Below are 13540 nucleotides of genomic sequence, written 5' to 3'. Positions count from 1 at the left end.
TCCCGCACCGTTCTTAGTGCCGGGAAAAACAAAAGCAATGACTTCCGCCCCGCGGAGTCATTGCAAGTTTAGCGCTGTAAGCCGCAGTGAAGCGTACCGGCCGGCAATCGAAGCAACTGCATGGCAACTGGCGGTCGAATCCCTCATCCGGCTCCACTTCTCCTATCTGATTGCGATAACGACTCTCCGGTTCGGCTCTTCCCCTTTGCTGAACGTCTTTACTTGAGGATGGTTCTGCAATTGGGAATGAATCACCTTCCGCTCCTGCGCCGACATCGGCTCCAGCACGACTTCCTTACGGGTCCGGATCACACGCAGGGCGAGACGGTCCGACAGCTCCTCGAGCGTTTGCCTTCGGCGCAGCCGAAATTTTTCCGCATCCAGCACAATTCTTATGTGGGAAGTGGCATAACGGTTCGCCACAATATTGACAAGATATTGCAAAGAGTCCAGCGTCTGGCCCCTTCTACCGATCAGTATTCCCATTTCTTTGCCGTTCAAATTAATTTGTACGCCGTCATCGGTTTGTTCGCGATCGATTTTCACTTGGATGTCCATAGTACGAAATACGTCTTCCAAAAAGGCGACGGCTTCTTCCAAAGCATCCGGAATCAGCTCGAGCTCCACCTTTGCATCTTTGGAGCCGATAAGGCCGAACAGCCCTTTGGACGGCTGCTCCAGCACTCTCGTCTTCACCCGTTCTTCCGGAACGTTCCATTGGTTCAATCCGGATTTTATAGCTTCCTCGATCGTTTTTCCCGTGACAACGATTGTTTTCATTTCGATAGGCCACCCTTTTGATTTGATCTACCGTATAGAAAATAAGATTGCACGACTGTGAACAAGTTGCTGTATACCCAATACAACGGCAGTGCCGAAGCGAAGTTCATCGACATGACGAAAATCAAAACCGGGAATATGAACATCAGGCTTTGCATTTGCGGCGTCATTTGAGTCGACATCACTTTTTGTTGAGCCCAAGTAGTAAGCGCGGCTAATACCGGAAGCACGTAATAAGGGTCCGGAGTGCCAAGCTGCATCCACAGAAAAGAATGGCTGCTGATCAGGTCGTTACGAACGATCGCGTTGTACAGCGCGATCAGAATAGGCATTTGAACGACCAACGGCAGACAGCCGGCCAACGGATTGACGCCGCTTTTCTGGAACAGCTTCATCGTTTCTTCCTGCTGCTTCTTCGGATCGTCCTTGTACTTATCTTTGATTTTCTTCATTTCGGGCTGGATCGCCTGCATCGCCTTGGAGCTTCGATATTGTTTAAGCGTAAGCGGAAGCACCAGGAAACGGATGATGATCGTGACGACCAGGATGGACAATCCGTATTGTCCCCACATCAAGTCCGCAAACCAGTTAAGCAGCCAAGAAAGCGGATGCACGAAATATCGGTCCCATATCCCGTTACTGGGATTGATCGGATTCGCTTGTGGAGACATGCTGCTACAGCCCGACAAGACGAGCAGGAATGCTGTAAACAGCAGGGCGAGTTGTATTCGACGACGGGCCAAAATAAGCTTCCTCCCAAATATCTTTGTCTATACGTACATCTATAGCAAACCGAACCCATCAAAAAGCATAACTAACACGAGGATGGTAAACGGCCTTCCTATCCAACATCAACTATACCACATGTTGGGTGCCAAAGAAAACTTTTTAACGAGAAGAAAAGCTTCTGCTCGAAGCCTTTCGATGAAGTACATTCGTGTTTTGGCGATTGCTTATTCTTGGTACGGAAATCCGCAGCTCGCTTTGATAACAAGCCAAGCATGCGGCTAGAACGGATTCCTTAACAGCTGTGCCCTTTTCAGGCCGTGCAGCAAGCTTTTCTCGAGCTGCTTGTAGTCCATATCGGCAACCGGCTTCCGGCCTATTACGATAAAATCGTAGTGGGACCGAATCTTGTCCGCATTCAGACGAACGATTTCCTTCATCATGCGCCTAATCCGGTTTCGGACTACGGCGCTTCCCAGCTTCTTGCTGACCGACACTCCCATCCGAAAACGTTCAATCCGGGGATTCGGCAAACAATATATGACAACCTGCAGGTTAGCCGCCGATTTGCCGTGGCGGTACACTTTATTGAAATCTTCCCTGCGGGTCAGCCTCAGTTCCTTCTGCATCAGACTCACCAACTACCCTGTAAATTCACAGAATTTGCAGCCTTCTATTCGAGTTGAGCAAACGGTACCGTAAAAAGCGCATATGGATTTTATCGTTGACACATTTTCGGTATTTTAAACGAAAGCCGATATGCGATCCCTACGCTTTTTTTACGACCCTTGCTCTTTTTTTTCAAACTTTATCAATAAAAAGAAAAGACCACCTTGAAGTGGCCTTCCGTTACGCGCTGATAACTTTTCTTCCTTTTTGGCGGCGGGCTTTCAATACTTTGCGGCCGTTTTTCGTGCTCATTCTTTTGCGAAAACCGTGCACCTTTTTGCGTTTGCTCACATTCGGTTTAAATGTCGGACCCATCTATCGCACCTCCTTGCATTATTCCATGTTCATCATCTTCCGAAGACGCCTCTATACATTAAATCATTTTCGCCCGCAAAAGTCAATTCGGCAGCTTCTTGCAATTTTTGCGCGGCGGTCCTGCACCTATCCCCCAAGTTATCCAGAATCGCTGTTTTTCGATAAACTTTATCCACTTGTGCATAACTTATTGGCGACCAAAAACGGATTTTGTCGATTTTTACACAATGTATAAACAATATGTAGTGCTGTTAACAACTTTTGCGCACAAGGTCTAGATATTGTGGATAATGTTTGAAAACACGCGCCAATTCTGCTATTATGATATTGTTTTCGGTTGTGAACAATTTATGCAATTCTCCGCTTATCAACAGGTTGTGGATAAGTTTGTGAACAATTTCCCCCTTCCTATAATTACAATATTCCCATTCCTATGACCAATGTGGATAATATCCGACATATTCTTCTATAAATATGAACATAGCATGGCTCCCCTGTCCGACCGGCATTGAATCTAAGGAGTGAACAAACTGTGGACGGTCATACCCACGATTTATGGCAACAAGTGTTGTCCGTTATTCAATCAAAACTTAGCAAACCCAGCTTCGACACTTGGCTGAAATCAACGAAAGCGTCCGTCTTCACCGAAACGCAGCTGATCGTATGCGCCCCGACGGATTTCGCCAGGGACTGGCTGGAAAGCCGTTATAAGAAGATGATTGCCCAAACCGTCTTCGAATACTTGAACCGCGATGTCGAAGTCAAGTTTGTGCTGCAGGACACCGAATCGCCGGTGGTCAAGCCCGTTCAGGTAATGGCGCCGCAGCCCGTCAAGCAGGCTCCCGTTCAGGAAGACGGCAGCATCTACAACATTTTGAATCCCAAATATACGTTCGACACGTTCGTCATCGGCTCGGGCAACCGTTTCGCCCATGCGGCCTCGCTTGCCGTGGCAGAAGCTCCCGCAAAGACGTACAATCCGTTGTTTCTGTACGGCGGCGTAGGGCTTGGCAAAACGCACCTGATGCACGCAATCGGAAACTACGTGCTTGAGCACAATCCGGGCGCTCGCGTCCTCTATATATCGTCTGAGAAATTCACCAATGAATTTATTAACGCGGTCCGTGACAACCGCGGGGAAGATTTCCGCAACAAGTACCGGAAAATCGACGTGCTGCTGATCGACGATATCCAGTTTCTTGCCGGCAAGGAAGGAACGCAGGAAGAATTTTTCCATACCTTCAATGCGCTGCACGAGGAGCGCAAGCAGATCATCATTTCGAGCGACCGCCAGCCGAAAGAAATTCCGACCTTGGAGGACCGGCTACGCTCCCGTTTCGAATGGGGTCTCAATACCGACATCCAGCCGCCCGATCTGGAGACGCGTATTGCGATTTTGCGCAAGAAAGCGAAAGCGGAGAACTTGGATATTCCGAACGAAGCCATGGTTTACATCGCCAATCAAATCGATACGAACATCCGGGAGCTCGAGGGCGCGCTGATCCGCGTCGTCGCCTATTCGTCTCTCATTAATCAGGACATTACGACCCATCTGGCGGCCGAAGCGCTGAAGGACATCATTCCGTCCAGCCGTCCGAAAATTATTACGATCCAAGACATTCAGCAAAAAGTAGGGGAATTTTACGGCTTGAAGCTCGAGGAGTTCAAAGCCCGCAAACGGACGAAGGCGGTCGCCTTCCCAAGGCAAGTCGCCATGTACTTGTCCCGCGAGCTGACCGATTATTCGCTTCCCAAGATCGGCGAGGCGTTCGGAGGGCGGGACCATACGACCGTCATCCACGCCCATGAGAAAATCGTCTCCTCGATCCAGCAAGATCCGGATTTATATAAAATCATTCAGTCGATTACCGAGAAAATCAAAAATCCGTCCTCTTAATAAACGGGAGCCTATGCACAAACTATTCACATGTGGATAGGCTTTACTGTTCAAGGGACTTGCCCACATATCCACATATTCAGGGGCCCTACTACTACCATCACTTTAAAAGATATATACTTATGCATAAATAGCGAAGCACAGTTCGCACCGATCCCATCCTTGTGACCGAACGAAATCATGACTATGTTTCCCATCTTATGCGTAAGTCGGAACCATTTAGAACCGGGAGTTGAAATTTATGAAGTTGAATATTTTGAAAGAACATTTGAACGAATCGATTCAACACGTATCCAAAGCGATTTCCAGCCGGACGACGATCCCCATCCTGACCGGCATCAAAATAGATGTGGACGCAGGCGGAGTTACCCTCACCGCATCCGATACCGAAGTATCGATTCAAAGCACCATACCGATCGAAAAAGAAGGAACCGAAATCGTTCAAATCGTCACACCCGGAAGCGTTGTCCTTCCCGCAAAGTTTTTTACCGAGATTATCAAGAAGCTCCCGTCTTCCGACGTCACGATCGAAGTGAAAGACAATTTCATCACGTGGATCAGCTCCGGGACGGCAGAAATCCAAATCGTCGGTCTCGATCCGGAAGAATATCCTCTTCTTCCCCAGCTGGAGGAAAACAATATCGTCTCCGTATCGAGCGATCTGTTGAAGGCGATGATCAGACAAACGACCTTCGCCGTGTCTACAAGCGAAACTTCCCCTATATTGACAGGCGTTCTGTGGAATTTCAGCCATGACCGGCTGAAGCTGATCGCATGCGATCGATTGCGTATGGCTTCTAGAGAAGCACAGATTGAAGCCGAAGGCGAAATTGAATTTCATAATATCGTCATTGCCGGCAAAAGCTTGAACGAGCTCAACAAGCTGCTTCCCGACCAGAACATGCCCATCGATATCGTCGTAGCGAATAATCAGGTTCTTTTCAAAATCGATCGAATCCAGTTCTATACAAGGATTTTGGACGGCGCTTATCCCGATACATCCAAGCTCATTCCGCAATCGTTCCAAACTCATCTGACGATCGATACGAGAAAGCTTGCGGACGCGATCGACCGCGCTTATTTGCTTTCGCGCGAAGAGAAGACGAATATTGTCAAAATGACGCTGAAAGACGAAAGAACGGTCGAAGTATCGTCCAGCTCGAGCGAGCTCGGCAAAGTTACCGAACAAATTGAAACGCATAAGCTGGAAGGCGACTTGCTCAGTATTTCATTCAACTCCAAATATATGCTGGACGCCCTGAAGGTCATCGACAGCGACTTTATCCAGATCTGCTTCCGCGGTCCGATGCAGCCGATCATCATGAAGCCCGAGGACCATTCCAACATGCTGCACCTGATCATGCCTTACCGGACGACAAATTGACACCCGATATGGAGAATATGCCGTGAAAACGATAACGATTACTACGGAATACATCACGCTCGGACAATTTCTGAAATTGGCGGATTGCATCTCCACTGGAGGAGAAGTGAAGTTTTTCGTCAAAGAAACGGAGATTCTCGTCAATGACGAGCCGGAAAACCGCAGAGGGCGCAAGCTCTATCCGAAAGACCGCATATCGGTACCGGGATGCGGTTCGTTTGTAGTCGATCGGCGCTAGCTAGGAGGCTGCTTCTTTGTATCTGAAAAAATTGGCGCTGCGCGATTATCGCAACTATGAGTCCGTCGAGTTTGCCACCGAGGGAGCCGTCAATATATTCGTCGGTCCGAACGCCCAGGGCAAAACGAACTTGCTGGAAGCGATATTCGTGCTGGCCTTGACCAAATCGCACCGGACGCATCAAGACAAGGAATTGATCCGCTGGGGAGCGGACCGTACGCTGCTCCGCGGCGAGCTGGATAAAAAATACGGCCCGTGCACGCTCGACCTGACCTTTACCAACCAAGGCAAAAAATTAGCCAGAATCAACGGTTTGGAGCAAAAAAAGCTTAGCAGCTTCATAGGGGCTCTGAACGTCGTGATGTTTGCCCCGGAAGATTTGAGCATCGTCAAAGGCGCTCCCGGAATACGGCGGCGTTTTCTCGATATGGAGATCGGTCAAGTGCAGCCCTCGTATTTATACGATGTGACCCAATATCAGAAAGTGCTCGTTCAGCGCAACAATATGCTGAAGCAATCGTTCAAGGGGGCTTCGAACGAAGCGCTGATGGAAGTCTGGAATGAACAACTCGTACGGCTAAGTATTAAAATTATGAAAAAACGTCAAAACTTTATTAATAAGCTGCAAATATGGGCGGAATCTATCCATCGAGGCATTACAAACGGTTTGGAAACGCTTGTGATCGAATACAAGCCTTCCTTCACTTATGACGACTCGGTAGAAGAATCTGTTTTATTTGAGCAATTTATGATAAAGTTATCACAGGCTAAAGATCAGGAATTACGCCGCAGCACGACTTTATACGGCCCTCACCGGGACGATCTTGCCTTCTTCATCAACGGGAAGGATGTCCAGACGTTCGGTTCGCAAGGGCAGCAGCGGACGACGGCACTGTCGCTAAAGCTCGCGGAAATCGAGTTCATTCAGGAGGAAGTCGGGGAATATCCGATTCTTCTGCTCGATGACGTATTGTCCGAATTGGACACATACCGGCAAACCCAACTTCTCGAGACGTTCCAGACAAAAGTTCAGACGTTCATCACGACGACCGGCGTGGAAAGCCTTCAGATGAACCGACTGGAGAACGCCTCCATTTTTCATGTGCGAAACGGCCAATTGGTACTTTCCTAACACTCGCCAACAATCGAAAGAGGGAGCTGATTCGTCATGTTCATTCATCTGGGCGGAGAAAAAATAATTCGTGCGTCCGAACTGATCGCCATCTTCGATCTGTCGATCGAGAAGTCTTCGAAAATATCGAAAAGTTTCGTCCAGCACGCTCAGAAGGAAAAAAACTGGGAAGTAATCGGCGAAGAGGAATGCAAATCGATCGTTGTCACGAAAACGAAAGTATACTATTCCCCGATTTCCTCCACGACATTGAAAAAACGGACCAGCAGCTTGTTGATGAGCGATATCGAGAATTTTTCAAATCAAAGAAGTAGGTGACCTAGCTAATGACTGTCAACCAACACGCATACGACGAAAGCCAGATCCAGGTGCTCGAGGGGCTCGAAGCGGTACGAAAGCGCCCGGGGATGTACATTGGGTCTACCGGCGTCCGGGGGCTCCACCATTTGGTTTGGGAAGTAGTAGATAATAGCATCGACGAGGCGTTGGCGGGATATTGTACGATGATCCAGGTCATCGTCCATAAAGATAATAGCGTAACCGTAATCGATAACGGCCGGGGTATTCCGGTCGGGGAAAACGTCAAGCTGAAACGTTCCACGCTCGAGGTCGTGCTGACCGTTCTGCATGCAGGCGGCAAATTCGGCGGCGAAGGATACAAAGTATCCGGCGGCTTGCATGGTGTAGGCGTATCCGTAGTAAATGCCTTGTCGGAACGTTTGACCGTTCAAGTCAAGCTTCACGGCCATATTCATATGCAGGAATACGAGCGCGGCGTGCCTCAATACGATGTCAAAGTAATCGGCGATACCGAAGAGACGGGAACGACGGTTACGTTCAAGCCGGACCCCGAAATTTTTACCGAGACGACCGAATACGATTATGATATTTTGCAGTCCCGGATCCGCGAGCTCGCCTTTTTGAATAAAGGGATCGAGATCCAACTGACGGACGAACGCCACGATCTATCGCACACGTTTAAATACGATGGCGGGATCATTTCCTATGTCGAACATTTGAATCGGACGAAGCAAGTCGTTCACGAGCCGCCGATCTTTGTCGAAGGCGAGAAGGACATGATTCAAGTGGAAGTGGCTTTGCAGTATAACGACAGCTACACCGAGAACATTTATTCGTTCGCGAACAACATCAACACCCACGAAGGCGGAACGCACGAATCCGGGTTCAAGAGCGCTTTGACCCGCATATTGAACGATTACGCCCGCAGATCGAATTCGATCAAGGATAACGATTCCAACTTGACCGGAGACGATGTTCGGGAAGGATTGACCGCGATCATCTCCGTCAAAATTCCTGATCCGCAGTTCGAAGGGCAGACGAAGACAAAGCTCGGCAACAGCGAAGTGCGGGGCATCGTAGAGTCTTTGTTTGCGGACAAATTCGAGGAATTTCTAAACGAAAATCCGGCAATTGCCAAAAGAATCATAGAGAAGGGCATCCAAGCCGCACGAGCCCGGGAAGCGGCCAGGAAAGCGCGGGAATTGACCCGGCGCAAAAGCGCGCTTGAAGTCAGCTCTCTGCCGGGCAAGCTTGCGGATTGCTCGTCACGCGACGCCTCGATCAGCGAAGTGTATATCGTCGAAGGGGACTCTGCCGGTGGATCGGCCAAACAGGGCAGAGACCGGCACTTCCAAGCGATATTGCCGCTGCGGGGCAAAATTTTGAACGTAGAAAAATCGCGGCTCGACAAAATTTTGTCCAATGCGGAAATTCGCGCGATTATAACGGCTCTCGGAACCGGGATCGGCGATGATTTCGATATCGCCAAAGCGCGCTATCACAAAGTCATCATCATGACCGATGCCGACGTTGACGGAGCGCACATCCGGACGCTGCTGCTCACGTTCTTCTACAGGTACATGCGCCAAATTATCGAGTCCGGCTATGTTTATATTGCACAGCCTCCGCTGTTCAAGATCGAACGGAACAAAACGGTGCGTTATGCTTATAACGAGAAGCAGCGCGATGTAATTTTGCAGGAATTCGGCGAAGGCGTCAAAGCGAACATCCAGCGTTATAAAGGTCTCGGTGAAATGAATCCGGAGCAGCTGTGGGAGACGACCATGGATCCGGACAGCAGAACGATGCTGCAAGTAAGCATACAGGACGCCATCGAGGCGGATGCCGTATTCGATACGTTGATGGGCGACAACGTCGAACCGCGAAGAGATTTTATACAGCAGCACGCGAAATTCGTGAAAAATTTGGACGTATAAGTGTTTCGTAGTTTTGTGATTTTCAAGCTTGTTAGAGTACCAGCTTCTAGGAGGTTTCCATGGCTGAAGAAAACCAATCGCAAGTGAGAGATATCGACATCGGCACAGAAATGCGCACGTCGTTTATGGAATATGCGATGAGCATTATCGTCAGCCGCGCGCTTCCGGACGTCCGGGACGGGCTGAAGCCGGTTCACCGTCGTATTTTGTACGCGATGTCCGAATTGGGCATGGCTCCGGACAAGCCTTATAAAAAGTCGGCCAGGATCGTCGGCGAAGTTATCGGGAAATATCACCCGCACGGCGATTCCGCCGTCTATGAAACGATGGTCGGTTTGGCGCAAGATTTCTCGACCCGTTACATGCTCGTCGACGGTCACGGCAACTTTGGTTCGGTCGACGGAGATTTCGCCGCGGCCATGCGTTATACGGAAGCGCGTCTGTCGAAAATATCGACCGAGCTTTTGCGCGACCTGCAAAAAGAAACGATCGATTTCGTCCCGAACTATGACGGCGAAGAGCAGGAGCCGTCCGTGCTGCCGGCCCGCTATCCGAACCTTCTGGTGAACGGATCGTACGGGATTGCCGTAGGCATGGCCACCAGCATACCGCCTCATAATTTGGGAGAAGTCATCGACGGCGTACAGATGCTGATCGACAATCCGGACGTAACGCCGCTGGAACTGATGCAGACGATTAAAGGCCCGGATTTCCCTACGGGCGCCTATATTTTGGGGCGCGAGGGTATCCGCCAGGCTTATACGACCGGACGCGGCCACGCTACTATGCGTGCCAAAGTCAATATCGAAGAGACGAACAACAAGGCGCGCATAATCGTCTATGAGCTGCCATATAAAGTAAATAAAGCGAAATTAGTCGAGAAAATCGCCGAGCTTGTTCGCGACAAGCAAATAGACGGCATTACCGATCTGCGGGACGAATCGGACCGTACGGGCATGCGCATCGTGATCGAGCTGCGACGAGATGTTAATCCAAGCGTCGTTCTGAACAATTTGTATAAGCATACTCCGATGCAGTCCAACTACGGAATTATTATGCTTGCGCTCGTTAACGGCGAACCTAGGGTGCTGAACCTAAGGGACATGCTTTATTATTACTTGAAGCACCAGCAGGAAGTTATTCGCCGCCGGACGGAATACGAACTCAGGAAAGCTGAAGCGCGGGCCCATATTCTCGAAGGATTGCGTATCGCTCTGGACAATCTGGACGAGGTTATTACGCTTATCCGTTCTTCCAGAACGACCGAGGAAGCGCGTGAAGGTCTGATGAGCCGGTTCAGCTTGAGCCATGAACAGGCGCAAGCGATTCTGGATATGCGCCTGCAGCGTTTGACAGGATTGGAACGGGAGAAGATCGAAGCGGAGTATGCCGAGCTGATGCAGAAAATCGCCGAGTACAAAGCGATTCTCGCCGACGAGCAGCTGATCCTTGGCATCATCAGCGAAGAATTGCGGGAGATCAAGGAGAAGTATGCTGACGCGCGCCGCAGTGAAATTACGATCGGCGAAGAAAGCATCGAAGACGAGGACTTGATTCCGCGCGAGGATGTCATTATTACGATCACGCACTCCGGTTATGTCAAACGATTGCCGGTAACAACGTACCGCAGCCAAAAGCGCGGCGGCAGAGGCGTCGTAGGCATGGATACGAAGGATAATGACTTCCTCGAACATTTGTTCGTTTCGAATACGCATCAATATTTGATGTTTTTCACGAACAAAGGGAAGGCATATCGGTTGAAGGCGTACGAAATTCCCGATCTGAGCCGGACGGCCAGAGGGACGCCGATAATTAACCTGATCCAGATCGAACAGGGAGAAACCGTAAATGCGGTTATTCCGATCGAAAACTTCGATTCCGAGCAGTATTTGTTTTTCACGACGAAAAACGGGATCGTGAAGAAGACCCCGCTGGACGATTATTCCAATATTCGCAAAGCCGGCTTGATCGCCATTCATCTGCGTGAGGATGACGATCTGATCGGCGTGAAGCTGACCGACGGGAAGCAGGAAATCATTATGGGAACGAAGCAGGGCATGTCGATCCGCTTCTCGGAGGACGATGTACGCCCGATGGGACGTTCCGCTACCGGCGTAAAGGGAATAACGATTGCCGACGACGATGCGGTAATCGATATGGATGTCGTAAATTTGAATGACGACGTTCTTATCGTTACGTCCAAAGGGTACGGGAAACGGACTCCGATGGATGAATACCGAATCCAATCGCGGGGCGGCAAAGGGATTAAAACCTTGAACATCACCCAGAAAAACGGACCAGTCGTCGGCTTGAAAGTCGTCAAAAACGAGGAAGACCTCATGATCATTACTGCTTCGGGCACCATCATCCGCACGAGCATGGCGGGAATCAATACGATGGGCCGCAACACGCAAGGCGTCAAGCTCATCAATACCCGTGAGGATGATGAAGTGGCAACCGTTACGCGCGTGGAGAAGAGCGAAGAGACGGCCGAGCTGGAAGAAGGAGAATGAACGGCGGTACGATTCGGTAATCGTAAACGTAAGGCAGGGGAAAATTGATGGCGATCGTTTCCGTCTCCCAGTTGAAGATAGGCGATAAAATCGTCGAAGACGTCATTACGAAGTTGGGCAACGTGTTATTTAAGAAAGGCTTTCACGTCACCCAGAGAGAATATGATATATTACGAGCTTTCCTGATTCCTTCCGTCTCGATCGAGGCGAAGGAATCGGATCCGGAAGCGACGGATAAGTCGGAAGAGTTCAAGGCGGAAGATACCGGGCTCATCCAGTTTTATACCGAGTACGACAAGATGATCCAACTGCTGAAAAAAGTGTTCAAGGATGCGATGTCCAGTCCGACGATTCCGATTTTGGACATTCGCAACGGCATGGAACATTTGATTGCCAAAATCCAGCATTACAACATTTTGACGTTCACTCCGCGGATGCTCAGCACGGACGAGTATATATATCACAACAGCATCATGGTCGCTCTTACGTCGTTCATACTGGCGCGCTGGCACGGCTTCCAGAGCAAGGACTGGATGCCGATCGCGCTTGGCGGGTTGCTTCACGATATAGGCAACGCGAAGGTCGATCGCGCCATATTATCCAAGCCGTCCAAGCTAACGGTATTGGAAGTGGAGGAAGTAAGAAGGCATACGCTATATGGATACTCGATTATGAAAAATATCCCGGCCCTAAACGAAGGCTCGAAGCTTTGCGCTTTGCAGCATCACGAGCGCGAAGACGGTTCCGGCTATCCCCTTGCCGTCAAAGGAGATAAAATTCATCCGTACGCCAAAGTGATTGCCGTAGCGGACATCTTCCATGCTATGACGAGCCATCGCACCTACAAGAAGGCACAGTCGCCATATCTTGTATTGGAGCAGCTGCAGAAGGAGTCGTTCGGCAAGCTTGATCCGATTATCGTATCGACGTTCATCAATAAAGTGACGCAGTTTCACAACGGCACGATTGTCCGTCTTAGCGATAACAGCGTAGGCGAGATCATTTTCACCGACAGAGCGAATCCGACCCGTCCGATGGTTAATGTGAACGGGACGATTATTAATTTGGCCGTCGATCGGAAGCTTTTTATTCAAGAAGTCATCTAAACGGCTTAAAACGGGTGCTGCAATGCGCCCGTTTTTCTTTTTCGATAAAACTGCAAAAAGAGTTGACACTGTCTATTAGGCGTGGTATTCTATATCTCGCCCCTTTAAAAGGGCTGCCATCGAAAAGCGGGTTTGAAAAAAGATTTTAAAAAAAGCTTGCAAAGACATGGGTAGCTGTGATATATTAAAGAGGTCGCCGCAAAACGGCGAAAAATGACGAAAGTCATCGATTGTTCCTTGAAAACTGAACAACGAGCGTGCAAGTGAAGGTCTCGTAAGAGACCGCAACAAGCTAGTCAAGTAATGAGCAATCAGCTCATCTAATAAGCAACACCTTATTGGAGAGTTTGATCCTGGCTCAGGACGAACGCTGGCGGCGTGCCTAATACATGCAAGTCGAGCGAATCCTTCGGGGTTAGCGGCGGACGGGTGAGTAACACGTAGGCAACCTGCCTGTAAGCTTGGGATAACTATCGGAAACGATAGCTAATACCGAATAAGTGGAGGAGGGGCATCCTTCCTTCTGGAAAGGCGGAGCAATCT

General features: G+C 49.6%; 12 protein-coding genes and 1 rRNA gene. 9 read left to right on the top strand and 4 right to left on the bottom strand.

What is annotated here, in order from left to right; genetic code table 11:
* Positions 1 to 162: 162 nt before the first annotated feature.
* The 4 genes from jag to rpmH all read right to left on the bottom strand — a co-directional run bounded on the left by jag (position 163) and on the right by rpmH (position 2490).
* On the bottom strand, positions 163 to 780 hold the full coding sequence (jag, locus tag FE783_RS18565) for an RNA-binding cell elongation regulator Jag/EloR (RefSeq protein WP_138880890.1): 618 nt from the start codon (positions 778 to 780) through the stop codon (positions 163 to 165).
* Positions 777 to 1523, bottom strand: coding sequence for a membrane protein insertase YidC (gene yidC / locus FE783_RS18560; RefSeq protein WP_238403149.1), 747 nt, complete (start codon positions 1521 to 1523; stop codon positions 777 to 779). The genes jag and yidC overlap by 4 nt, the downstream gene beginning before the upstream one ends.
* 264 nt (positions 1524 to 1787) lie before the next feature.
* Positions 1788 to 2135, bottom strand: a complete 348-nt coding sequence (gene rnpA / locus FE783_RS18555) for a ribonuclease P protein component (RefSeq protein ID WP_138880889.1) — start codon at positions 2133 to 2135, stop codon at positions 1788 to 1790.
* Positions 2136 to 2355: 220 nt separating this feature from the next.
* Positions 2356 to 2490 (bottom strand): 50S ribosomal protein L34, encoded by a 135-nt coding sequence (gene rpmH / locus FE783_RS18550; protein ID WP_110841751.1) that lies wholly within the window; start codon positions 2488 to 2490, stop codon positions 2356 to 2358.
* A 532-nt stretch (positions 2491 to 3022) separates the two neighbouring features.
* On the opposite strand from rpmH, the gene dnaA reads away from it, so the two are divergent.
* The 9 genes from dnaA to FE783_RS18505 all read left to right on the top strand — a co-directional run.
* Positions 3023 to 4387 carry a chromosomal replication initiator protein DnaA gene (gene dnaA / locus FE783_RS18545; RefSeq protein WP_138880888.1) on the top strand — a complete coding sequence of 455 codons (1365 nt, stop codon included), beginning with the start codon at positions 3023 to 3025 and terminating at the stop codon, positions 4385 to 4387.
* Positions 4388 to 4628: 241 nt separating this feature from the next.
* The gene (gene dnaN / locus FE783_RS18540) at positions 4629 to 5771 is read left to right on the top strand and encodes a DNA polymerase III subunit beta (protein ID WP_138880887.1); all 1143 of its coding nucleotides are present in this window, start codon (positions 4629 to 4631) and stop codon (positions 5769 to 5771) included.
* A 22-nt stretch (positions 5772 to 5793) separates the two neighbouring features.
* Complete coding sequence (yaaA, locus tag FE783_RS18535) at positions 5794 to 6009, top strand: S4 domain-containing protein YaaA (RefSeq protein WP_138880886.1); 216 nt, start codon at positions 5794 to 5796, stop codon at positions 6007 to 6009.
* A gap of 16 nt (positions 6010 to 6025) precedes the next feature.
* On the top strand, positions 6026 to 7141 hold the full coding sequence (gene recF / locus FE783_RS18530; RefSeq protein ID WP_138880885.1) for a DNA replication/repair protein RecF: 1116 nt from the start codon (positions 6026 to 6028) through the stop codon (positions 7139 to 7141).
* Positions 7142 to 7177: 36 nt separating this feature from the next.
* Positions 7178 to 7459 (top strand): extracellular matrix regulator RemB, encoded by a 282-nt coding sequence (gene remB, locus FE783_RS18525; RefSeq protein WP_138880884.1) that lies wholly within the window; start codon positions 7178 to 7180, stop codon positions 7457 to 7459.
* An 8-nt stretch (positions 7460 to 7467) separates the two neighbouring features.
* Entirely contained in the window at positions 7468 to 9378 is a 1911-nt protein-coding gene (gene gyrB, locus FE783_RS18520; RefSeq protein WP_138880883.1) for a DNA topoisomerase (ATP-hydrolyzing) subunit B, read from the top strand.
* Positions 9379 to 9437: 59 nt separating this feature from the next.
* Positions 9438 to 11891, top strand: coding sequence for a DNA gyrase subunit A (gene gyrA, locus FE783_RS18515; RefSeq protein ID WP_138880882.1), 2454 nt, complete (start codon positions 9438 to 9440; stop codon positions 11889 to 11891).
* A 47-nt stretch (positions 11892 to 11938) separates the two neighbouring features.
* Positions 11939 to 12997 (top strand): HD-GYP domain-containing protein, encoded by a 1059-nt coding sequence (locus FE783_RS18510; protein ID WP_138880881.1) that lies wholly within the window; start codon positions 11939 to 11941, stop codon positions 12995 to 12997.
* Between the two features lie 335 nt (positions 12998 to 13332).
* A 16S ribosomal RNA gene (locus FE783_RS18505) occupies positions 13333 to 13540 on the top strand; the annotation flags it as partial.

It is taken from the genome of Paenibacillus mesophilus, assembly GCF_005938385.1.
Lineage (GTDB): Bacteria > Bacillota > Bacilli > Paenibacillales > NBRC-103111 > Paenibacillus_AB > Paenibacillus_AB mesophilus.
This window is presented reverse-complemented; position numbering and strand designations above follow the sequence as displayed.